Source organism: Solidesulfovibrio magneticus RS-1, from assembly GCF_000010665.1.
Taxonomy (GTDB): domain Bacteria; phylum Desulfobacterota; class Desulfovibrionia; order Desulfovibrionales; family Desulfovibrionaceae; genus Solidesulfovibrio; species Solidesulfovibrio magneticus.
In genome coordinates, this window is the sequence record NC_012796.1 from 3,631,008 (window position 1) to 3,654,135 (window position 23,128).

General features: G+C 40.6%; 18 protein-coding genes. 3 read left to right on the top strand and 15 right to left on the bottom strand.

Annotation, left to right across the window (positions count from 1 at the left end; genetic code table 11):
- Positions 1-29: 29 nt before the first annotated feature.
- The 8 genes from DMR_RS24575 to DMR_RS25065 form a co-directional block, all read right to left on the bottom strand.
- Positions 30-917 (bottom strand): hypothetical protein, encoded by an 888-nt coding sequence (locus DMR_RS24575; RefSeq protein WP_015861860.1) that lies wholly within the window; start codon positions 915-917, stop codon positions 30-32.
- A 3-nt stretch (positions 918-920) separates the two neighbouring features.
- Positions 921-1,964: a hypothetical protein gene (locus DMR_RS24580; protein WP_148208455.1), complete on the bottom strand. Its 1,044-nt coding sequence runs from the start codon at positions 1,962-1,964 to the stop codon at positions 921-923.
- A 910-nt stretch (positions 1,965-2,874) separates the two neighbouring features.
- Positions 2,875-3,411, bottom strand: a complete 537-nt coding sequence (locus tag DMR_RS22495; RefSeq protein WP_015861863.1) for a MucR family transcriptional regulator — start codon at positions 3,409-3,411, stop codon at positions 2,875-2,877.
- A gap of 555 nt (positions 3,412-3,966) precedes the next feature.
- Positions 3,967-4,347 carry a DUF6573 family protein gene (locus tag DMR_RS15320; protein WP_015861864.1) on the bottom strand — a complete coding sequence of 127 codons (381 nt, stop codon included), beginning with the start codon at positions 4,345-4,347 and terminating at the stop codon, positions 3,967-3,969.
- Between the two features lie 169 nt (positions 4,348-4,516).
- Complete coding sequence (locus DMR_RS23645) at positions 4,517-5,269, bottom strand: LEM-3-like GIY-YIG domain-containing protein (RefSeq protein WP_015861865.1); 753 nt, start codon at positions 5,267-5,269, stop codon at positions 4,517-4,519.
- A 586-nt stretch (positions 5,270-5,855) separates the two neighbouring features.
- Positions 5,856-6,758 (bottom strand): DnaB-like helicase C-terminal domain-containing protein, encoded by a 903-nt coding sequence (locus DMR_RS23650; RefSeq protein ID WP_081429628.1) that lies wholly within the window; start codon positions 6,756-6,758, stop codon positions 5,856-5,858.
- A gap of 82 nt (positions 6,759-6,840) precedes the next feature.
- The gene (locus DMR_RS23655) at positions 6,841-7,365 is read right to left on the bottom strand and encodes a hypothetical protein (protein WP_015861867.1); all 525 of its coding nucleotides are present in this window, start codon (positions 7,363-7,365) and stop codon (positions 6,841-6,843) included.
- 574 nt (positions 7,366-7,939) lie between these two features.
- On the bottom strand, positions 7,940-8,116 hold the full coding sequence (locus tag DMR_RS25065; RefSeq protein ID WP_173362482.1) for a hypothetical protein: 177 nt from the start codon (positions 8,114-8,116) through the stop codon (positions 7,940-7,942).
- Between the two features lie 197 nt (positions 8,117-8,313).
- On the opposite strand from DMR_RS25065, the gene DMR_RS23660 reads away from it, so the two are divergent.
- Together DMR_RS23660 and DMR_RS23665 are read left to right on the top strand one after the other, a co-directional pair.
- Positions 8,314-9,711 carry a radical SAM protein gene (locus DMR_RS23660; protein ID WP_081429629.1) on the top strand — a complete coding sequence of 466 codons (1,398 nt, stop codon included), beginning with the start codon at positions 8,314-8,316 and terminating at the stop codon, positions 9,709-9,711.
- A gap of 354 nt (positions 9,712-10,065) precedes the next feature.
- On the top strand, positions 10,066-11,862 hold the full coding sequence (locus tag DMR_RS23665) for an ABC transporter ATP-binding protein (protein ID WP_015861871.1): 1,797 nt from the start codon (positions 10,066-10,068) through the stop codon (positions 11,860-11,862).
- A gap of 428 nt (positions 11,863-12,290) precedes the next feature.
- Here DMR_RS23665 and DMR_RS23670 read toward each other — a convergent pair whose 3' ends face one another.
- Both DMR_RS23670 and DMR_RS24585 read right to left on the bottom strand, forming a co-directional pair.
- Entirely contained in the window at positions 12,291-12,797 is a 507-nt protein-coding gene (locus tag DMR_RS23670) for a hypothetical protein (RefSeq protein ID WP_015861872.1), read from the bottom strand.
- An 81-nt stretch (positions 12,798-12,878) separates the two neighbouring features.
- Entirely contained in the window at positions 12,879-13,229 is a 351-nt protein-coding gene (locus DMR_RS24585) for a hypothetical protein (RefSeq protein WP_015861873.1), read from the bottom strand.
- Between the two features lie 1,193 nt (positions 13,230-14,422).
- Here DMR_RS24585 and DMR_RS24590 point away from each other — a divergent pair.
- Positions 14,423-15,283: a DUF7713 domain-containing protein gene (locus DMR_RS24590; protein ID WP_148208456.1), complete on the top strand. Its 861-nt coding sequence runs from the start codon at positions 14,423-14,425 to the stop codon at positions 15,281-15,283.
- Positions 15,284-16,083: 800 nt separating this feature from the next.
- Here DMR_RS24590 and DMR_RS15335 read toward each other — a convergent pair.
- From DMR_RS15335 to DMR_RS15350, 5 genes are all read right to left on the bottom strand, one after another.
- Positions 16,084-17,208 (bottom strand): tyrosine-type recombinase/integrase, encoded by a 1,125-nt coding sequence (locus tag DMR_RS15335; RefSeq protein ID WP_015861879.1) that lies wholly within the window; start codon positions 17,206-17,208, stop codon positions 16,084-16,086.
- A 119-nt stretch (positions 17,209-17,327) separates the two neighbouring features.
- Positions 17,328-17,885 carry a tyrosine-type recombinase/integrase gene (locus DMR_RS15340; protein ID WP_015861880.1) on the bottom strand — a complete coding sequence of 186 codons (558 nt, stop codon included), beginning with the start codon at positions 17,883-17,885 and terminating at the stop codon, positions 17,328-17,330.
- A 275-nt stretch (positions 17,886-18,160) separates the two neighbouring features.
- A complete protein-coding gene (locus DMR_RS15345) occupies positions 18,161-18,538 on the bottom strand; it encodes a hypothetical protein (protein ID WP_043600848.1) in 378 nt (125 codons plus the stop codon).
- Positions 18,539-20,161: 1,623 nt separating this feature from the next.
- The gene (locus tag DMR_RS23675) at positions 20,162-21,988 is read right to left on the bottom strand and encodes a replication initiation protein (protein WP_081429630.1); all 1,827 of its coding nucleotides are present in this window, start codon (positions 21,986-21,988) and stop codon (positions 20,162-20,164) included.
- A 230-nt stretch (positions 21,989-22,218) separates the two neighbouring features.
- A complete protein-coding gene (locus DMR_RS15350; RefSeq protein WP_015861885.1) occupies positions 22,219-23,127 on the bottom strand; it encodes a hypothetical protein in 909 nt (302 codons plus the stop codon).
- Position 23,128: the final 1 nt, after the last annotated feature.

A 23,128-nucleotide genomic window follows, 5' to 3' on the forward strand; every position in this document is an offset into this window, starting at 1 on the left:
TAATCAGCAGAGCATAAATTTCTGATCTTTTAAACATCTGTATTAAATCCAAGTCTAGCATGACGTTTTGTCAAAACATCCTGAAGTTGAACATAGTAGTCAATGCAGACTATCCTTCTCCGTATGCTCTTCGGCGAAAGAAGGTCGATGTATTTATAACCTAGCCTTTTATTCAAATACTCCTCAAGTTCGCTTCTATATCCATAATTATCATAGTTATGCAGTGCTCTTTTAGAGTTTATGCGATCATTAAACTTTATAACATGAGTCTTGTTTTCATCAGCAACCGATGGATTCCAGAAAGGGATAAATCCATAAGCAGGATATTTAGACCAAGACGAGGAATCAGAATAATGGATTGGAGCATCTGCACACCAGTCATAACTACTGACACCTAGAGCATGAGCTTTACAACCAGCATTGTATATTTTTATCGCAATATTCTTAATATTTTCTTTATTCTTTTCATTCTTTGAATACCCAGCAGATATTATTTGATATTTTTGTTTAATATACAGGTCGACTTCGCCGCCAGTATAATCATGAACAACAGGCACAACAGGAATTCCAGCATCTTTAAGAATTTCTAAAAAATTATAGTTAGTCGACAGACTCTCTTTTTCAAAATCTATATCATAATTAAATGCGAAGTCATAGGAACCTTTATACCTTACACAAAATGCCTTGTATCCTTCAAATGAAAACGGTAAATCACCTGGTGTAATCGAAAAATTTGCGGTAAAAGCCCCTGAATCAAGAATAACGCTATTGATATTGTCGTGTTTGTCTTCTAAAAACTTTTTATAATCAGGATCCTTCCCTGAGTAAGACAATAGGATATTTAATTTAGCTTGAGGAACACAACGAGTGTATTCCTCAAGCTCCTTTACCCCAAAACCAGAGAGGTAAATTCTCAAAATCTACTCCAAATTATTGTCTGCAACGTTATTAAGATCGTTTTCAAATTTTTCAACAATTACAGCAAACATATTTTTCAGCGAATCAAATTTTTCAAGACAATCTTTCGCCAAGTCTACATCCATGCTCAACAAATCAGACTCCTGAGAGTTTTTCAACATGCCATACATACGATCGATTTCTTCCCTAAAATTGGCCACTTCCGTCTGAATCGTGAGACATTTATCTTTCTTTTGAGCAATTCTGCCAGCATTAATGTATTTATTTTTAAACAATTCAGTCAAATCTTGATTACTTTTTTTCATTTTAACAATATCGGTTAATTCTTTTCCAGAGACTACATATCCATTATCTGAGGCTTTTCTCAATTCTTCCAATTCAGACAATTCCAAATTGCAAGACTTATCCTTCAATGACTTATAATTTTTTCCAAACGACTCTCTACTTTTAAGAAGCCGAGACCATTCATCATCATTACTCTTCCGCAACGCCAAGTCATCTTGGGAAATACAAACATTCATGAATTCAGTAAAGCTTAATCCGGCTTGTCTACTCGCCCTTTCGAGCTTAAGTAATGCATCAATACCCAATTCGTGATACGCTTCATCAATATTGGCTTCGAACAATCTTATATAATTTTCAATTGTTCTTAAAATTATTCCTTCATTGAAAACACGAGTAAAAAATTGATGCCAAGATTCAGCACCAATGAATTTGACATCATTTTTCAACTCATACAGCTTTCCACCGATGTCTATTTTTAACTTAACAAAAGGGGAATTCAATCTTGAACAATTGAAATCTGATTTTTTAATTTCGATTACAATATCAGAGGCAATAGAAGACATTTCCTCCATCAACACAGATTCATTCTCCAACAGAAGACGAATTGTTCTATTGAATACTTCTTTTGTTCCTTCAGCGTATTCCGCATATGCATCACAATTTGCAAAATTTCCCAACTGATCACAGTGGCTGCTATCAGGGGAATCAGGGGACTTAGGGCAATTAGGACAATCATCACATTCATTATATGTGTTATTCAACTCTCTCACCTGCTCTTTTTATTCATTGGAATGTTATTTGAAAAATTTCGATCCCGGAAAAGGTTTTCCAGCCGAAAATCAATCATAATTTTACCTCAATACAGCATAATATTTCAAAATGAGGCATAATACAGGCGACGAGCTCATGATGGGCATGCTCATGACCCTTCTGCATCTATCATTTCTATACGACGCAGGAGAATGTTAAAAAAACTCGCAACATTCTATATTCTTTCACTTTTTTTCACAGACCCGAAACCATTGACCAATGGATGCTCATCGTGCCCACCCCCAAGAAGTCATCCTCCTGGCGCAAAGGACAACGCGGAATGCCATTTTCAGACGGAAACAAATGGACACCGCCGATCAACCCGTTCGCCGGCGCCAACCTCAAAAACTATGGGTGCTCTCAATGAGGCAGTGACCAGCTTCCCGGCCTGCCAGCGAATCCAAATAATGCAGGCGTAGGAAGCTGCGCAGCCACCGGGCTAACAAACATGGACCATCGTCAACCCGTTCGCCGACAACTACCCAAAAAATTATGGGTCCTTTCAATGAGGTATTGACAAGCTTACCGGCTTGCCAGCGAATCCGAATAATGCGTGCGCAGATCCCTGCGCATGTACGTAGAGCATCCTGGAGAGGATTTTACGTTTTTCATTGAAAAGGGCCAATCCGGTCAACGGCTCCAAAAAATACATTATTTCAATTATTTAGCGTCATAAATTGGCACAAAATCTTTCAAATTCTGTCAACCATCTGAATTAGTTTATTTTTATCTAAGAAGATTCGACCGATGCAAAAAGCCCAGGGCGGCTTTCGCCGCCCCGGGCAATCACGTCGTGTGGTGGTTTCAGTCGATCACACGTACCTCGCCAAGCGCAAAGCTGATGAGGTTAACGCGCCAGGGTCAAGCAGTAATGGAGGGGGGAGTAGAGTGACCCTTATCCTCTACCGGCTTCTTCTCGGAGGCCAGAACCGCTTTCGCGGCCTCCTCCCGCTTTTCCTGCTTCTTCTGCTTTTCTTGCCACCGCTTGGTTTTTTCCCAGGGCTTCGATTCCTGGACCGATGCTTTTCTCGCTGCAATCTGGTCCCGGCACATCAGCGGGGTGTTTTTAGCGTACCCGCACAAGTCCAGATAAGTATCACGGGTTAAACCGTGCTCTGCCAGGTGTCCCTTCGTCAAGGTCTTGAATTCACCCCCGCAAATGCAACAGACGATTTTATCCGCCTGTATTGCATTGTGAGGATTAACCTTCAGCTTCATAGGGGCAACATTGTCTGACACCCCAGATACTGGAGAAGAAGCAACTTGACCGTTAGCAATATCGACACGCATCTTGGCGAGGCTTGTCAAATACTTGCCAGCGAGATCAGTTGTCTGCTCAACCGAGAGAGAAGGGAACTTGTCCATGACCAAACGTAACAGCTCGATTTCCATTTCCATCTTAACCTCGTTAGATGAAAAACGAGTTGAATGGAGTAATGGATACAATGCTGGTCAATGATCGGGAATAATCTCCAGTGATCAGAGAAAAAGCAAAGGAGTTTTCCTTTACCCTCTCCACTGGTCAAAAGAGAACTCCAATGAAAAGCAGGTTCGGCACTGAAAACCATACACACTTCGTGAGCTAGCTCTCTGGAGAAAGCTAGCCTGGGGCAGACGCCCCTTTTTCAAGGATCACGATTCAGTAATATGCAGCCGGTATGGCATTGTCAACACAGACACTCTCCCGTGCAAACCAATCTTTACCCCCATCTTGGCCGCGAGCAAGAATTCCTCCACTTACCACTCACCCCCTATTTTTATGAGAGTGGTGCCAAAAATCTCGGGGTATGACTTTTCAGATTACCACTTCTGGTCTAAAATCGTAGCAGGGTTGATGACAATCCCCCCACTTCGTTAAATACAGTTCAAAATGACTAGCAGCAATTCCATCGCAATTTAGTATAGAATTAGTGCGTGTCCATTCAAACCCATCCCGATCACAACACAGTACGATTATTCGTCTTCTGGCAGCATAATGGTCAACACTGGCTCGCCGTGATCACCCGGTCCCATGATCGCCAGGACGTGAACGGTATCCCACCGCCCCGGCTTCATAAGAAACAAGACGTCGAATTCGACACGATCGCCGGCGCTGGAAGATTTCGCCGCGATCAATGTCCGAAAAAGGAGATCATGAAGACGCCCCTCAAGGGACTGCCCTTCTCCTGCCAGCCCAGCCGGCGGCGCAAGGTAATCACCATAGAGGTGGCCAGTGACACAGGTGTTCACCTTGAAGCCAAGCCGATTCGCTTGCTCGGTGACGTCAATCAACACCCCGTCCTCGATGGCCTGTTTCCGCGTGTAGCTGAAAATGATGTTCCAATCTTCGGCCATTTGGGTATCCTCCCTTTGGAATATTTGAATTTCCTGGGAGGATACCCTGGGGCCGAAGGAGAGGTCACGATAACAATTTCAATGCCTCTAAGATCAAGCACTAAACAATAAACACTTCTACTCAGACTGCGTAGTGTTCTTGCTTGTTATAGACTTGTAATATATTTTTCTACAAATGCTGAGAATTATCAGCTAATTCTTGATTGTCCTTGAAGAAATATCTGACAGGATTTTGAGATGATCCTGGAACTTTACGACCTAAGTAAATATTCTGTATTTCAATTGGCGCATTTTTGCCGACAAAACCCCACCTCGGACGTCGATCTTCGGTTGTTCCAGGGAAATTATCTGGAGTCGCTTCTAGCCATTGTTCTGCCTGAAAAACACCGACTACAAGCCCTTTTATAATGGCCAGAACAATATCCATATCTTTAGCTTTAGATGGATTCAGCCTCCATGCATATCGCACAGATTCATAAACGTTTTCTCGCTCGTACGCTGATTTATTTATATTTATAGCCAGTGCATTATGCTTAAACTTTACAGATTCTGCTTGATACAATTCAATTATTTGCTTGTAGTGCATCAATCCTCTATCATCAGAGTTTTTTCCACCCTGTATATTTGTCAAACCTGGATATGCATCAATTAGCGCGGATTCTATTTCATAGGCAGTTTCGCTATCTAATCCATGTCGATGTATCACGTGTACAACTTCGTGTCCTTGAATTTTTATTTCATTGATTCTTCTAATTTTTTGCGAAAAAGCATCAGAGTCTATATCTTCTACAACTTCACCGCTCGCATGCTGAAAGACTCTGTTGCCCTTCCCCTTGCCTACGTAAAAAGTTTCTCCGTTTCGCGGATCAATGAGCCGATAAACGTAATACTTAATGCTCTCGCAGACTTCAGTGCTAAACATGTCCAACCCCTCTTTAAAATTTTGTGTTTTATCGTTGACTAAAATACATTAAACAAGTTTATAAGATATGTCTGAAAAACGAATTTATCTAGACCATACTTTTGTTCGTGAGTACATCAAACAAAAATTACGAACTTTTAAAAATCGATCCTTTCAGACTGATTTAGCGGTGCCGCCTCCAGACGCCCTCCCCAGTTCTCAACGACTTGATTAGTTTATTGCCCTACACGCCTCCGAACGTTTCAAAATATCTATCATTATAAGTTTAATTACCCATACCTATAGCAGAGATCAATCCAGGAGCAGCTAAATATAGAGACTGCTTGATGCCAAACAAAAACCTTTCGTCATTGACACATTCTGTAAAAAATGGTTTTTTGCAGAACTTATATTCGACCGGCAATCTTTTAATGTTAGAAAAAAATCATGAAATAGAACTGTAGCCAATTTTTTTCGATAAGATATTCAAGTTTTTGTTGACGTCGATGGCAAGCATCTAACAACTTTCACTAGCATTGCAAAATATTTTTCGAGAAAAATTGATTAAAAATCAGTATTCATTATAGTTCCAGATTTTTTTGAAAAGCTAGCAGGATACTATTCTTTCAGCATTGTTTATAAATACGTCAAATAAATCTTCATTTGTGTTATAAAAAAGTAAAGAATTTATATTGAATCCGATCCTCAAGCTGCCACATGGTCCATTTTTTTGCTTAGCAATAATAATTTCTTTAAATGTTTGCTGCGTGTCGTCATCTTCGTCAACAGATATGACTACATTGTTTTTAATGTAAAAGACTACATCTGCATTGTTTTTTATAAATATGCTTGTGTCTATCGTGTATTCATTTTTTGTATACCGATCCCTTGCCCCTTCCAGGTCATCATAAATCAAAACGATTGCAGTATTTAGTTTTTCAGCTAATTTCTTAAAAGAAATCAAAGCCTCTTCTATTGTCGCCTTGTCTTTAGTTACATCACCTAGCAATTGCAGAGAATCAACAACAATAAGCTTTGGAACTAGTTTTGAACTCGAACATTTATTCTCAATTTTTTCAAACGTATACTTAGTGTCACAAAAAAAATTTATCGGAGCTTTATTTATAATTTCACCAAATTTATAAAGTTGTTTCAAGTCTCCATACCCTAGCATATTTAAATAAAAATGATTGTAACTAGTGTTTGAAAGCTGGAAAAGAATTTTTTTGACCAGCATTTCTGGCGATGCATCGAGGCTAAAATAAAAAACTCTATTCCCGTGATTAATCGCTGTATTTGAACTAATATTTAGCGCAAGTGATGTTTTATGAGAATTGGGCATACCAGCTAGTATAATTAAATCTTTTCTTTGAAAACCTTTTGTGTAAAAATCAATTTCAAAAAAATCTGTCGGTACACCTGTGATTACATAGTCCATCTTCAATCTTGTTTCGAGTTCAGTGTATATATTAGTGAGGACGTCTCGAATGGTTTTTTGGGATTTTTTCATGTTTAGATCTCGCTTCACTAATATGTTTGCAAGTATTTAGATATTGCCTAAAAACAATCCAAATATACATGTAGCAGCCTTGTTAGAAAATATCTATTTCATTTATTAAAAACCTTAGAAATTTTTGCATTGGTGGCATTGTTTTTCCTGAGTACGAAAGAGAAGAAACCCTGACCGGTCGTGCAATTCCACACTCTGATCTTATAAAGATTTTATAACTTGTCGCATCTGTCAATATTTCGCTGCTAATTTGAATTACTGAAAAAAATCTACTTTCATTAATACACTGATTTATTCGATTTAAAGTTATTTTTCCCAGTCTGGTTGTCATGCAATTTGAATAGTTATTGTCTTTGCAACGAGAAGTCTTGAAGAATGCAGTTAGTTCACCAGTATTAAGAAGAGTTATTTCTTTTTTTACACCGCACCATCCTGGAAAAACTTTGAGTACTATTTTTTCAAATCGATAAGTTTTGTTCTTTGCAATGAAATTTTTATTATTCAAAAGTATTTCATATATTTTCTCGTGCATCGTTTCGATATTTTCAAGATTAATTTTATGAGATCCATTTTTCTCATGCCACTCAATCATTAACTTTGATATCATTATAATTCTCTGTGAATACATCAATATACAGTATTTTGCGTATACTTTCAATACGCTTTTGTTTATTATACCATTTTAAATTCAAAAGTAAACTTAATAATTTATCTGGAGTCAAAAAAAATGCAAAACAATTCTCTGTCCGGCGCACTCCCTTAATTGCCCCTTGAAGCCGAAACGACTTGATCACCTCGGGGCAAGGGCCAGGTCACGGTGCTGGGGCAGCTAACGGGGAGAGCCGGGTACTCGGCAGCACCGCCGGCTGAATCGGACATTGGGCCTAGGCGGCCCACCCTTGCGTTTTTGGAACTAACGAGACCAAACTGCAGCCCGCAGGGGAAAACCCCCAGGGCGGGGCCGTAGGGCGTGAATTTGGGGGGTCTCCGGGGAGCCGCAACAGGAACGGGGACGAAGGGCCGCCCGGCGGCAGAGAATCGCTGGACTAGAGGGCTGCCATGAGGCTGGAACTACTTGAAGAAATCAACTTGACGGTTTTAACGGAGTTTCCGCCGAATGATGACCACAAGGCCAGTGAGCAGAACAATCCCTTGGCAGATATTGGCAAAGACTCGGCGAATCAATGCCATTTTGTCTTGTCGAAGACACCACGCTGGGTCAGTTCATTTTCCTTGTAGCCGTCGAAGTTGAATCGACCGGGCACACTGCCGCCGTCATGACGTTTGGTCCGCAATACGAAAACCGCCACCAGGATGAAGACGACAACGGCAATGGCTACTACGATGATCCATTCCATGGCAAACTGGTAGCAGGCAGGGCCGAGTTTGTCACCCTGCGGTGGTATGAGCCCACGGCCAATGGGGCTCCGGCAGCATCTCCCTCTAGTCGGTCCCTAGACACGGCACAAGGTAATCAAAAAAATTTGTTCTATGGCTCAAACTTTTGTTGACTGCATAGGAACTCTGTGAGAATTTGGAATTAAGTGGAGGTTCCATGCTGATCACAACATTTCAGACAACCAATAATTACTATGCTTACTCTGCATGGACTAACGAGATAGCTCGTATTTCAAAAGAATTATATAATTTATTCAATAACGCAGAAGAGTCTGAAAAGAGGCGTAAAGGGATTGAACTTGGATTGCTCCCAATTGCGCCTATCCCAGTGGATGTCTTCTCTGATGAACGAATAGGTGAAGCTGTTTCAGAACTCATGGAACAAGGACCAGAAACTTTAATACTATCAGTAACAGATCAATGCAACTTCCGTTGTCGCTATTGCCAATTCTCCGGTGCATATCCTCAGTCTAGAGTTCATTCCAATAAAAAAATGACTTCTGAACTTGCAGTACAAGCAATTGATTGGTGCGCTAATTTTTTACGCACCAAAAGACATGTCGGATTCTATGGAGGAGAACCACTTTTAAGGTTTTCACTTTTAAAAGAAGCAATTAGACACGCACTGAGCACCTTCAAAGGAGAAACTAGCTTTGGCATAACCACCAATGGCTCTCTTTTAGATGTAGAGGTCATGGATTTTCTAGAAGAATTCAATGTTCATCTTTTTGTTAGTTTGGATGGCCCCGCGATTGTTAATGATAGATATCGGTTAGACTCAAGCGGACGGCCAACTTTCAATGTTGTCTGGGGTAATTTGCAAAAACTTCAGAATAGGCATCCTGCGTATTATTCCAAATACGTTGGATTTAATGTAACAGCTGCGCCGCCAGACCAACTCCCCCTTGTCGTTCGTTTTTTTGAAGAAAATCCTAGTTTCTTCAAAGATAAATTGTTCAATATTTCGAACATTAAACAAGGGAGTGACGAGATTTTTCAGAGACTTGAGGTTAAGGAACCCGGATCACAAATAAACTACCAGTGGGCTTGGGAGGCATTCCTTTCTGCTTGTATCCATAACGAACGGCCGCCGGATTATACTCGGAAAATTTGTGAGCCTCCGATGGCAAGAATACACCATCGAGAAATGGGAGCACAAGTTTCTTTTACAACAGATGCTGGACAGTGCGAGCCAGGATTGCGTTGTCATGTCATGACAGATGGCACACTCCATATGTGCGAACATATCGATCCTATTTTTCCCCTTGGTCGATTGCCAAGTGGTTTTGACTATGACTCAATTCGAACTTGTCTTCGCATGTTTCGTGAAATCATCAATGTTCATTGCCAGGATTGTTGGGCGATACAACTTTGTTCAAAGTGCATCCCTCATATAGTTGACGGAACTTCTCTGTCTTTAACTAACCTCTCTTCTTTGTGTAATGTTATTAAAAAACGACTAAAACGTGACTTCGCTCATTATTGCGAATCAAGAGAAAAAAATCTTGACTGCTTTGAATGGATTGCAAACAAAACCTATGATGTGAACATATGAATATTGAAGTTTGCAAATTACATATATTTTAACTATGCAGAATCGTTTCTTTTTAGCTTCCTGATGCAGCAAGCGCAGCATTACTTGACTGTGCTAGCTACTATAGTGAACCGAGATCATTAACCTTGTAAACGTGGAGGTCACAATGGGCACCAAGAAGCAGGAAGTTGATTTCGTGTTTTCTGGAACTCAGAAGGCAACCGTTCCCTCGAAAAAAAAGAAGAATTGCTCTTCGGAATGTGTTGGAGGATCTGCCAGCAAGGGTAACATGAGCGCAACAAATTAATAGACCAAACTGCATGTATATGTTGGCGGCCAAGTTCACAGTTAAACTTGGCCGCCACGAGATTTTTTATGAACAAAGCCACAACATCTGATCTAAATATTGCCCGAAGATTTGCCGCATTTTTAAAATCTTACACTTGGCAAATAATTTTCGCACTGACATGCGCACTGTGCTCAAGCGCTGCTGGAATTGCATTGCCATTACTTGCCGGGTCATTAATCAATAAACTTCAAGAAACAACACAGGTTTCTAGTTTTTTCAACCTCCACAACTTAGAACTGTGGAGTCTTGTTAGCGTGTTCGCTTTTCAAGCTGTGTGCAGCTATTGTCAAGTTGTTTATACCTCGAGAATATCGGAGGGGGTTGTTCGCGACATTCGAATCGCAGCATTTTCTGGGCTACTAAAAAAAGAAATGCTGTTTTTTGACCAAATTAAAGTTGGAGATGTGTCTTCACGTGTTAGCAAAGATGTGAATGATGTTCAAGAATTGTACACTGAAAGTTTCCAGGATATCTTTCTGAGTATTATTGAAATATTCGGTTCAATATCTGCAATGTTGTATATCTCTTGGAAAATGACGTTATTAACTTTGTGTGTTGCCCCGCTCTCTGCAGCGCTTGTTTTGTATTATCGCAATCGTTTTCGGATGTTGGCAAGATCGCAAGCTAGACTCATGGGTGATATCAGTTCGCACGCGCAAGAAGCTTCAACCCATATACGTATTATCAGAGCATTTGGAGCCGAGACTGTCGAACTAAAAAGAATGCTATCTGTTTGCGACAAATTTTACACTTCAGGTATTTCTTTAGCGAAAGTTTTTGCATCTCAGACTGTAGCAAGTCGCGTTCTTGTATGGGTAGCTATTTTTTTTGTGATGCTCTACGGATTTTATTTAATAGCTCTAGGAGACATGAATAGCGGGCAGCTTGTTGCATTTTTGATATTGGCTTATAAGTCAACGCAGCCCGTACTGCACGTAAGTTACATTGTAAACAATATGCAAAGGAGTCTAGCCGCAGCAAGCCGCGTCTATTCTCTGCTTGAAGACAACTTACCTAGTCGGTCATTGAATCAGCCATTGTCTTTTGTGCCATTTAATCCCCAGGGACAGATATCGTTTGATCGGGTGAATTTTTCTTATTGTGGTGAAGATGTTTTGAATGATGTAGTTTTTTCGGTCGACAAAGGTGAGTTTGTAGCTTTAGTTGGACCATCTGGAGCAGGAAAGACTACGATACTTAAACTGTTGCTTGGATTTTATTCTCCTTCGAGTGGACGAATTTTACTTGACGACGTCGACATATCAAGAGTTGACCCTGCTATATTGCGCTCGGCGATAGCATATGTTCCACAAGAATCTATGCTTTTCAATAGAAGTATATATGAGAACATAGCATATGGAAACAACTCAGCGTCTTTTGCAGAGATTGAAAGCGCTGCTAAAAATGCAGGGGCTCTCGACTTTATAAGAACATTACCTCAAGGTTTTGACACCATGGTTGGCGAACTTGGCGCTAGACTCTCTGGCGGCGAGCGACAAAGAATAGTGCTTGGAAGAGCTTTTTTACGAAATCCAAAAATATTGCTACTGGATGAACCGACTTCAAATCTAGACTCTAACAATGAAGCATTGCTTAAAGATAACATTAAAGAACTGGCAAAAGGTCGAACGACTGTCATGGTCGCACACAGGTTCTCGACAATAGAACATGCAGATCGTGTTATTGTCATAAATTCAGGACGTGTCATAGAATCAGGAAGCCCTCAGCAACTTATACAGCAACGCGGATTGTTCTATCAAATGAGAATGTCGTCATCTAAGATAGAAGACTTACCCATGCCTGCTGTGAGTGTTGCAGATTGAAAGGTCAGAGGTGGCTGTCCTGAAAGCCCCCCTGAAATAACACATACGATCACGAATACTCAATAAATACTCGTAATTATAGTTTTCGGCCAAACGAACAATGCAGCGCGACCCTACTCCCCTCAACGCGATCCACCCAACGCGCAGATGTCTGCGCACCATATGGTGCCTCACCACACCCTCATTTTTCGGTTCATTTCGCCCGCCCAGCCCAGCCCCAGTATCCCAAAATTTTAAATTTCGACGAATACGACGCATCTTTTTGAAATCACTTATGATTCACACATAACTTGCGCTCAAAATCTTTCAAAACGTGTCAACACACTGAAATTAATGAGTATAGCGGAACATCCTGCGCCGCCGTGGCCACTGGAAAGGAAAAGCAGGCAAAGAAGAGGATTGCGGATAAAACGAATACTATATCACGTTTAAATACGGTCTGAACCTAAAACAGCGCACTCAATCCTGGCAGTTCTTTCATCAATAGACTTCAAGACAAGGTCGTCTAGGACAATGGTTTCTCGAGATTTAATCTCATTTTGAACAGTCAAGAACGACCTATTAATCATACCGCCATCGGCAGCTATCTCCACACACGATATTTCGATGTTCTTATGAACCTTACCGGTTAAATTAGTCAACTGTATACGAGCTAAAGTTTTTTCCTGACATTGAGCAACATCCATTACCAAGGAAACATCCAACGCCCCTTTTCTTTCAGCCAATCCGACACTGCAAGCACTGACAACGGCGGTCTCAATTCTTATCCCATCATCCAATACCGCCTTAGCCTTAGGACTACCCAGAAACTTACCAATCAAACTATTATCAAACCCTGAAAATACAGCAAAAACAGCAACAACTGACACCAAAACAACCCCAAACAAATAAACACTGGCATCATTTTGCGATGAAATTTTAAAAACTTTCTTCATATTTAAACATTCCTATCGGGAATAAAATCATGCAAATAAACACAATTTTAAAATTTTTAGCAACCATAATTCCATCAACACTCAACGGCCGACAGATTCGTAACACATTTGACCAGAATGTTGCATATCTTTATCAAAAAAATCATCACATCTATACAAATTTTTACTGCGAGACTTATCATTTTCATGATATACAATCACTTCAATTAATGTAGTTATCAATTGTCGACCATCTGGCCAACTTAAACCACTTGTGCCAACAATTTTAGATTCAAATTTTGATTGAATTTTATCTAAATGACTACAGCTTCCGTATTTATAAATATCATTCAATTTACACCCAGGCAGCGAACTCCATGATTTTTCTTGAGCATACACAAAAGATATGTTGATTACTAAAAAATTGAACAACAAGAATATAAATGTCCGCATTGCTTTACTCCTGAAGATACTTTGTGTCCAAATAGCCATAGGCAGCAAACAACCACACAGATACGCTCTTATACGAACACATTCAACGAGATTTCCGAAGACTAATAAGACAACCAACGCCTATTTCAAGATCTAAATCCACCTAAAACAATCACCACTACCGTGAACTGCTAATTGAAAACTTTCTATCCACCTCAAGTGCTGAAGCAAGACCTTTAGAATTAGTACGTTCAGTCTCTTTTTCTTTCAAATCAATCACTCCAATCCTCTCCCCATTCTCTCCACAAAGAACAATACGCCCCCCGTCTTCGAGCGTAACCATCCGTACTTCGGGATTAAAAGCGTTTATTCCAAGCTCCTGAGACCAGACACTCTCTGGTGCCAAACAAATACAAAGAACCATACTGAAAAAATAGAGAAATATGAACACTATTAGGGCCTTTGATGAGTTCTCTACAAGCGGGCAAAATGCCCTCACTGATTTGCCTTGTGCTCATAGAAAACGCAACGAAGAATTTGCAGCCGCATTCCTAACGCAAAATGAATCGGTGCGCATAGCGGACAACACAGGGTAATGTCATTCCCGATGAATCCCCTACCCCGACGCGCAGACGTCTGCGCACGCATGGTACCTCACTGACCACTCATTATCCGGTTCATTTTCGACTTATCGGCCCGCCAGCCCCGGCTGTCCCAAAGTATCAGAATTCGACGAATTTGACGCATCAATATAAAATTATTGACGATCCACACATAACTTCCGTTCAAAATCTTTCAAACAGTTTCAACGCACTGAAATTACAGAGTATATCATAATAATTCTGCGCCGCCGTGGTCACAGGAAAGGATAAGCAGGCAGGGGGGAGGATTGCGGATAAATCGGGTCCGCCAACGATGCCAACAGGCATGACCCGCTGAACATAGAAAAGGGGCCAGGACTTTGACGTCCTAACCCCTTGAAATCATGGAGCCAGCATGGAGACTCGAACTCCAGACCTGCTGATTACGAAAACATAAACTTTGGCTAATCAGTTGATTTTATTGGTATCAATAAATTGATTTGTTGGCGGCCAGCCAACAAAATATCCTTGCGCGGCATTGAGCATTTGGCGCTCTTTTGGTAATTGTTTGGCGAATGCTTTGGCGTTCTATCCGGTCACTTCTTTAACTGTACTTGCCAACAAACAACACCTATGAAGCCAAACAAGCCGAAAGTAGCAACTTTGGATGAAGTGTCCATCACGCGAGATGGAGAGTATGCTTATATCGAATTCTTGGACAAAACTATTGGCTCTGTCTCTTTAAAAATTGGACAAAACATTACAAGCATGAGCGATAGCGACATTCTCGCTCTTCACAACTCCCTACTGAACAGGATGTATGAATTCAGAAAGCAATGCGAATATATCGCAGCAGAGGTGCCTCCTGGAAAACCTCAAATTAGATATGAGTCAAGAAGCAACCAATGGGTTCCTGAAGGAGATGTACTAAGATGTCTCATTGAAGACGAAGGGACTGAATTTGAAACTACTATAAGAATAGACGACCATGAGTTGTCACTTGAAGAATTTGGAAGACTCCTCTTGGTGTACAATGGGTGGGGTATGCGAATCGTCTTTGTGCCTGACGATGAAATTGATAAAACTCCTAAGATAGAAATGAAGTCCGCAATTAAGAAATCCAATTCTAAAAAAGTTGCGCCGCTAAAGCAGTTCTTGGGCAAATGGCGTATCGTTTGGATGGAAAGCTGGGACCAGGACTATGTTGACATGGAAGAGCCGGGTTTCATTAGCTTCGAATCTAAAAACAATGGTGAATTCCATTTTGGTAACGTACATGCCAGTATAGACTGTCAATTGTCTGAGTTTGCAAATGAACAGCGACTAGAATTCTCTTGGGTTGGTCATGATGAAATGGATGAAGTAAGCGGGCGCGGGTGGGTGTCGCTAAAAAATGATGGAACGCTTTCTGGGCACATCTTTATACATGGCGGCGAAAATTCATCATTTTCAGCAAAAAAATTCAAATCTTTGAAAAACAACAAAATTAACTAGATTAATTACAGCAAATCTATTTTGTTGACCTAAAAAATGGCGAACACCTTTGTTTAGATGTTCGCCAATATCATTACGGCACGTAGGTCATCTTGCTACAAATTGCATCAACTAATCTTTTGTGTGCATATTCTGGGCTCGGACTTTTTGTGCATTTAATTCTAAAATCATCATTTTCAATTTTTTTATTGCTTTCAGTCTGAATTTCTGTTGGTGATTTATGGTTTATGCCATTGGAAGTGTCGCTACCTGATTCGCCTGGACGTCTTCCCCAGAACCGTTCATAGTACTTCTTTGTAAGCAGACTATATAGTCCATCTTCAAAGTCACCAATACTGTACTTGTGTTTGTTTGGCAAGTAGTCATTCAAATAACATTCTAAACAAAAATATGACTTAGCACATCTTGGTTGGTAGTCTTTGCCACACAGAATACAAGTTTGAGTTTTCATTTGAGCTTTCATAGTAGTCCTCTCTTTGTGGTATGTATAAATAATAAATTCGCTAGATTTTCTTTGACTTAGCAAGGCATCAGTCGACTTCTGACGCCTTGCATTAACCATCACCGCTTAAAGTTCAGACATCAATTCTTCGACAGCATCTCTGATGAAATCCTTGAAATCGCGTTCGCCAGTAATTAGCATTAACTTCATTCTTATTCCTTCCTTGTATTTTTCATAATTTAAACTGTTTGACGAATTGTCGTCACAACAAACAGCATTGCTGTAGTTTTCTATGTTTCGATAAAACATAATTCTTCCTGTTGACAAGCAAATTTTTACTCATACTGTAATATTATAGCTACATTAATTCAGGCAACAAACTAACTGCCCGTTCTTTTTCACCTTCAAGACAATGATAGTAATGGCTCGTTGTCGTAGATATCATTGAATGGCCTAGTAACTTTGACACCGCAGCGAGGTCAGCACCCTTGCTCAGCATGGTTGTAGCAAAGAGGTGTCTTAAATCATACATTCTGACAGGGTAAGTTATTCCAGCCCGCTCACACGCTCTTCGGAAACCTTTACGGATCATGCCAATTGGCTGACCACGCCATTCGATAACGTAACCTGACTGCGATTCAGTCTTTACTTCTTTCATCTTACCAAGGAGAGTTGGGGAGATCGGAACGACCCGATAGGTTCTTGTCTTGCTGGCATAGATTTTTGCGATGCCTTTATCGAAGTCGATGTGATCCCATTTCAAGGCAAGAAGCTCTGATTCACCAGGACGCGTCCCCAGGCTGAAGCAAACTTCCATGGCCCACCTGACATGCGGTTCAGCGTGGTCCATGATCCTTTTAACGTCATCGACGGTCAACTGGACATCTCGGGGCTTCTCTCTTGATTTCTTCCTGCCCTTCATGGGGTTGACCGTGGTCAACCCGGTAGTGACACCGAAATTGAAGATGGCGTTGACGTAGTCGCCATAGCGGTTCACTGTCGGCTGTGACCGAGGGCGGTTCTGTTTCCCGTTGGTCTCCTGGAAGAACTGGATGAACGGCACCATGTCGTCAATGTAGGTCATCGAGTTCACCACCCGGTCGCCGATGATCGGATTGAACTGGTTGTCGATCATTTTTGCCAACTTCTTGGTATTGTTCTCAGTTCTGCCCGACACCTTGAGGTGAGCCAGGTATTTCCCAGCTAGCTCTCGAAAGGTCATCCCTTGGCCGGACTGAATAGTCTTCTCCGGTAAAGTGATCTCTTCAATCATCTTTACTGGTGCGGGGGCTGGCGAACTGATCAGATCAGTCGGCGGCAGTGGCAATGCCGTACACAGCTTTTTGGCATCACTGACAGCTTTGTTGAAAGCTTCAGCCTGGGCATAAGCCTCTTCACCACGGCCAAATGATTTGTCTCGCCTTTTCCCTGTTTCATCATGATAAAAGACCATCCACCGTCCATCTCGGTCATAAACACCCATAGAATTCCTCCGAAAAGTCAATACGATCAATAGAGTTTTCAAAAATAGCAATAAACAGCAGTTTTCAAAAATATGTTTCAAACAAATCAAAGGGCTCAAAAGCCCTTTGAAGGAAGTGGTTAAATTGTATTCATCAATATTTCTTCGACTTCCTCCTCTTGCACTCCAAGATACCTTCGAGTGATCGAAGGACTGGAATGGTTTAAGCGTTTCGCTAGAACTTCCCAGGATACTCCGAATGCCTTTCGCTGATGGTAGGTCCATGTTTTTCGAAGTGAATGAGCACCGTAGTTTCCTTTCAGATTAATGGCCTCGGTCCACTTCTTCATGTACTTTGTCACAGCATAGGTTGTGAGAGGATAATTCCGACCTTTCCTGCTTTTAAACAGGAAATGATCATCGTCATCCTTTACGGTCATCAAATAGGCATCGAGTGCAGATTTGATCTCCTTGTTCACCACAAAGACATTGTCCTTACCCGTCTTCTTTTCGCGCAAGGTAACGCGCTCACCGATCTTCACATCTTTGACATCGCCTATTTTCAAGGCAAGTAAGTCTTGGACGCGAAGACCTGAATTCACACCCATGACAAAAAGCAATTTGTCGCGGGGAGCATCAGAAAGTATCTTCTTGATGCTCTTCACGCTTTTCAGGTCGATGATCGGTTCTACCTTCATCTTTTACCTCCAATTCCCTTTTTTGTTTTGGGGAGTTGAAAATCGTGCATACAATTCAGCCACTCAAGGGAGCCATTCAAGAGACCCTGCGATAACCGCATAAATTTCTTTCAGAAATCCATTTTAAAATCCCCAATGTACGATTCTATCTATAAACGGACTTTCCTTATAAATGTTATTTCTGTATAACTTTAGACAAATAAACAGAATCTTGCGCGTAATATTCAAAAAATAGCCATGCCTTTCGACATGACTATGTTAAAACTCAAAGCCATTTAGACCTTCGTCAGAATGATCATCTCGTTCTCAACCGAGACAGAGAATTCATCTCCTTCGTTGATGACCAGACCTTGAAGGTCAAGGCTCTTCATATAGAGCTTCAATTCCAACTTGTTATTGACCTTCGGCCTTCTCGAGTTCTTCAGGTATAATCCCTTGACCTCGTAGAATGTCCTGTCATCGCTCATCAGCTTCAAGACGTATTGCTTCAAAGTCTGACGATGCGAGACACCCATCTTGGCCATGATCTCCGAGGCAGTCATGCCCGCGAAGATGCATTCGCGAAGAAGCGAAGGATTGTACTTCGATTCGATCTTCTTCTTTTCAGGACCTTCTTGAACATCCATAGCCGCGCTATCGTTCTTCTTGCTCATACAAGCTCCTTTTTAAGTTTGATTGATAATTTCTGTATTCCGGCAAAGATTCTTCAAAATTGCTGCAAAACTGCTTAGATTTGCTTGATCTTGCACTTAATTTACTTGATCTCCCTGGGGCCAAAACGTGAATTGGCCCCAGGATCAATTTCCTGGGGCTTTTGGTCACGGGGGATGGGCAACTATGGGTGAAGCTCCAAACGTCCCAGGGCGGGGAGTATATAGGGCCTTGTTTTGGGGCTGGGCGGTGGTGATTCCCTTGGCCAGGGATGGAGGGGCGAATTGATCACTTTCTGAAACGAAAAAAGGACCCCGCCCCAAGGCAAGGTCCCCATACACAATCGCGTAGTCTCGCCGCCGTCCCCGATGGTCTAAGCCACCAGGGAGAGCAGCGACTTCAGGATCGAATGATGCGTCGCCGAATCAAGCGTCCTTCACAACCCAACGTACGGTTTGCCCGTATTGAGCTGTAGCAAGAGATGTTTTTGTTCTTATTGAAATGCTTTGCCGATCAAGACTGTCAATATTTCACAGAAGTCAATGTCTTAAATAGTCTTGACGACACCAATCTCAATTTCAACTTTCAAATAATCTACAAATATCACATCTCTCGCCGTATCCCTTACGGACACGCAGCCATCCTCTTTAAAGACTAACGACTCCAACGTTTTTGCTTTAAAGCATTTAAAGAGGATTTCCCTTGGTCTTAAGCCCGGTTCTTTGAAACCGTCCCACACTTAATCGCTATACATATGACCAGAAGACACTTCACCTATCTATGTCTTCAGAATTGGACAAATCCAATAAATTTCAGTTTGCCATGAATTTCATTCATCATATGCGCCACCTTAGTCTCTCCATCATTTCAATGGATACGGTCCAGCTTCTCGATCTCAATCCCTTTCGCAACTGAATCGCTTCATATTGCTTAGATACGACTCAAGACTACTTGTTCGATGGAGCCGACAAGCAGTTTTGACCTTGAGCCATTTTTGTTTTTGATCGCAACAGAGCCTTAGGTTGAATCCGTTGTTTGCAGTATCAGCAACACTTGACCTGCGACTTAATGCAAGGCACCCATGACAATTTTACTACGCTAAATATTTGTTTTGATTATTTGAACATGCTGAAATCTTGAAAAGCTTATCTCGACTATTCATAGCAAGCCATTGACTCCTGTTATTTCTTGACAATCACACGGATCGTATTCACATTCAATAATATACGTATTAATTTCTGTCTAACGAAAGAGAAAGTTGCCAAATCGTTCTGAAACCAGTCCCTTATCGGAATAATATGCTAGAAAATATCGTTAACTTTTATGTGAAGCATCTAAAATAAAGAGCTATCACTTTTCATATCTTGAAATTAGGAGGCAGCCTAGAAGACGCCATCCTCGTCAAGCTTTTAATTCAAATTTTAATGAACCGGTAGCAGTTTGGTATATCAGTTTTTCTCAAGAAAAAAATTATTATTTTAAAAATAAATATTATATTTATCTATTATAAAATGATTAGAATAATTTTAAAAATATTATCTAATTCTAACACTTAAATAATATGATTCTATTTGATAAATCAAAACATACATTCATAATACAATTCAAACGAAGCTAGACTACGACTAGGATTTTTTACTATCTATATAAACATTAATAAAATCTCGCCTCGACCTAACGGTGTTTATGCTTTTCCCGCTACTCTTGGAAATATTCCTATCGCTCAAACTTTTTCCAGACGCCATCAAGTTGTCAATTGTCGTTCTCAAGACATCATCGGTGTTATTTCTTTTTGCAATATGCGTATAGCCAGTCCCTAACATTTTATTGTCTTTAGCTGCTTTGCTTCTCTCTTCATCATTTAGTGCAGGATCTATCGGAGACAATCCCATGACACCATATTTTTTCATATTTCTATTATAACGAGGATTGTCTTTGTTTTTCCAGAACCATTTAGAAACATACTTGGCAAGTCTATCTACTTCGTCATTGTCGAGAGGACCTCTATCAGGCCAGTGCTCCACAATCTTCGTAGAATTATAATTGTTCAGATAGAGTAATAAGGAATTAAAAAGACTTGGTTCATCAATCTGCTTTCTGACGTTAGCATTAGACCACATCCTTGCAATATAAAATAGCTCCGGGTTTCTTCCTGAGAATATTCCGTTTCTCATATTTTCAAAATACTGTTTTTTGCTGGGCAATTCTACGAAGCTGGCTAAATCTTTCAGCATATAGGAGTTATCATGCCACGAAGTGTCCCAGGCTCCAGAAAAAGGATTCTTAATTATGACATGGGTAAAATCTTTGTCTGCTTTTAACTTCTCGGTGTATGCGTACCTAATCGCATTAAAGTATTCTATGGGTTTTCTGCGAATCTTATTGTCGTTGCGACCGCAAGTCCAGTACACAGAATCTTTCAATTCATACAAAATATGGGAGTGCCCATTCTGAGAATTGACGATCACTATCGTTGGTTCTGGGAGGCCAACCGTACTCCATGCGTTCGCGGAATCCTCATAGTCTAGATCGAAGCAAAGATAAGATCGCCGCGACCTTGGCAAAGCAAGGTAGACACCCTCCCTGAAGGCCATAGCTGGATGCGATAATTTGTCACACTGTTTGTCGTATCCCCACAGAATACTATTATCGAAGTGCATTTTAAATCTTCTTTGCGGCGATGAATCAGAAGACTCATCTTCATATTCTTCAAACTCTGGAAAATCTTGCACGGAATAACAGTACTTAATTTCTGTCCCTGCTAGATCTTCTTCGAGAGGCAGGGCTGTATTGTCTTGAATTGGCTCTTTTCGACATAAATCCAGAACCCATTCTGGGGCAGGACTGATCGGCAGATTCTTTTTTATCGTATAGAATTTAAATGTCACAGGATGTATTGAGCCTGGAGCTACGACCTGGAATCCTGAGCCTAGCACATCAAAGACAACGATACTCATGGATTGACCAGGAATAATTTCAACATCTTTTTTCTCTTGATGTTTTCGATAAACAAATCCATCTGTCGGATATTGATAATAATAGTGATTCTTGCCGCTGCCAGTCTCAATGGTCAAAGTATTCTTGAAATCTTCTGAAATGTTGTTTTCTGAAAGATATTTTTCAAAACATTCTACATGATCAATATCCAGGACAATCACGCCACTCGCAGGACCGCAAGCGACACCAGCATTGTTTCTTATGTAATCTAATGCGTTGAATTCATCTTTTTCAACACAGGCTTTCGACCAGCCGCATTTGATAGGTGCTTTTTCTTTATTTTTCTGTTCCGGCAAAGCTCTGACCGGTATTAACGAAAATATTTTCGACAGTTCTTCAAAAACTTCAATTCTATCTAGCTCATTAAATTCAGTCAGATTGTTAATCTTTTCGACCAGCTCATTCGGAAGCTGTCGAACTGCGGGCATAAGATCTTCTTCGTCCCGGAAAGACATACCAACACCTCTATTGACTACAGCAGAGATACAAGCATTCGACCACTATAAAATGACTTGTTTTTCAAAAACAAAATATTATTTTCAAATTTTGACAGTACAAAATACGGTTTTCTGCCGTTGATAATTTTCAAAAATTCATCACTTAGCTCTATGAATTCAACGCTAGCGTATAAATGCCAACAGCTTCAATGATCTATTGAGCCAGGTTGGCCAAACGGTTGCGTTTTCTATGGGTATTGCGTGTCAAATCCATTTGCGATGTGGGCTTCACGCACACGGTCTTGCATCTTAACAAAGTAATGAGTATTGACAAGCTGCCGATAAAATGTCGCGTTTTGTCCATACAAATTTTGATATGTTATACCGAGTTCATTTTTCAAGTATTCCATGATTTCGCCAAAATATAGCGAACCATCCAAATATTTTTTGGAATCTGATTTGTTCGGTTCGAAATCTTTAAACCTCAGTGTTAATTCTGGGTCATTCGGAGTATTCTTGGCGTTCCAGTAATACATAAATCCAAAGATTTGGCCTTGAGCCCAGTTACTGCTATCGCTGTAATCAACTGGCAAATTCTTCAACCTGTTGTATGCGCTAACGCCGAGCAAGTGAACTTTCTTTTTCGCTTGCTTAATTTTTAACACAGTAGCGGCTAACTTTTGCTTGTCATTTTTGTGTTCAGAAAATCCAAGCGATATCAAATCGTAACTTTTCAAGTATTCATCAAGCTCAGCCACTTCTTCCCCGATGTAATCATGCACAACAGGAACAACTCTTATCCCGGCTGCTTCGATTTTTTTCTGATTTTTATAGTTCTTTTCAAATCCATTTAAGTTGAAGTCTTCGTCGAAATTGAAAATAAAATCGAACTGCCCTTGGAATGTTTTACAATATTCAATGAACCCATCAATATTGATGGGCTTACCGTTACTTCCTTCGATGTTATTTAAGCTGAAGGCCCCACTATCGAGGATAAGGCTGTTAATCATGCTCCTGTTTGTCTCAATCATGCTATAATAATCGCCACTCGTTGTCCCATACGACAGCAAAATGTTTATTTCTGCATCATTAAACATTTTTCTGTATTCAGCGAGAATGTCGAAGCTAAATGAAGAAAGGTAGATTTTGATTTGCATA

What these genes read in the sequence shown, in the direction of transcription:
- DMR_RS22495 (WP_015861863.1), bottom strand. Translation starts at nt 3,411, where the DNA reads ATGGAAATGGAAATCGAGCTGTTACGTTTGGTCATGGACAAGTTCCCT.
- DMR_RS15320 (WP_015861864.1), bottom strand. Translation starts at nt 4,347, where the DNA reads ATGGCCGAAGATTGGAACATCATTTTCAGCTACACGCGGAAACAGGCC.
- DMR_RS23645 (WP_015861865.1), bottom strand. Translation starts at nt 5,269, where the DNA reads ATGTTTAGCACTGAAGTCTGCGAGAGCATTAAGTATTACGTTTATCGG.
- DMR_RS23650 (WP_081429628.1), bottom strand. Translation starts at nt 6,758, where the DNA reads ATGAAAAAATCCCAAAAAACCATTCGAGACGTCCTCACTAATATATAC.
- DMR_RS23655 (WP_015861867.1), bottom strand. Translation starts at nt 7,365, where the DNA reads ATGATATCAAAGTTAATGATTGAGTGGCATGAGAAAAATGGATCTCAT.
- DMR_RS25065 (WP_173362482.1), bottom strand. Translation starts at nt 8,116, where the DNA reads ATGGAATGGATCATCGTAGTAGCCATTGCCGTTGTCGTCTTCATCCTG.
- DMR_RS23660 (WP_081429629.1), top strand. Translation starts at nt 8,314, where the DNA reads ATGCTGATCACAACATTTCAGACAACCAATAATTACTATGCTTACTCT.
- DMR_RS23665 (WP_015861871.1), top strand. Translation starts at nt 10,066, where the DNA reads ATGAACAAAGCCACAACATCTGATCTAAATATTGCCCGAAGATTTGCC.
- DMR_RS23670 (WP_015861872.1), bottom strand. Translation starts at nt 12,797, where the DNA reads ATGAAGAAAGTTTTTAAAATTTCATCGCAAAATGATGCCAGTGTTTAT.
- DMR_RS24585 (WP_015861873.1), bottom strand. Translation starts at nt 13,229, where the DNA reads ATGCGGACATTTATATTCTTGTTGTTCAATTTTTTAGTAATCAACATA.
- DMR_RS24590 (WP_148208456.1), top strand. Translation starts at nt 14,423, where the DNA reads ATGAAGCCAAACAAGCCGAAAGTAGCAACTTTGGATGAAGTGTCCATC.
- DMR_RS15335 (WP_015861879.1), bottom strand. Translation starts at nt 17,208, where the DNA reads ATGGGTGTTTATGACCGAGATGGACGGTGGATGGTCTTTTATCATGAT.
- DMR_RS15340 (WP_015861880.1), bottom strand. Translation starts at nt 17,885, where the DNA reads ATGAAGGTAGAACCGATCATCGACCTGAAAAGCGTGAAGAGCATCAAG.
- DMR_RS15345 (WP_043600848.1), bottom strand. Translation starts at nt 18,538, where the DNA reads ATGAGCAAGAAGAACGATAGCGCGGCTATGGATGTTCAAGAAGGTCCT.
- DMR_RS23675 (WP_081429630.1), bottom strand. Translation starts at nt 21,988, where the DNA reads ATGTCTTTCCGGGACGAAGAAGATCTTATGCCCGCAGTTCGACAGCTT.
- DMR_RS15350 (WP_015861885.1), bottom strand. Translation starts at nt 23,127, where the DNA reads ATGCAAATCAAAATCTACCTTTCTTCATTTAGCTTCGACATTCTCGCT.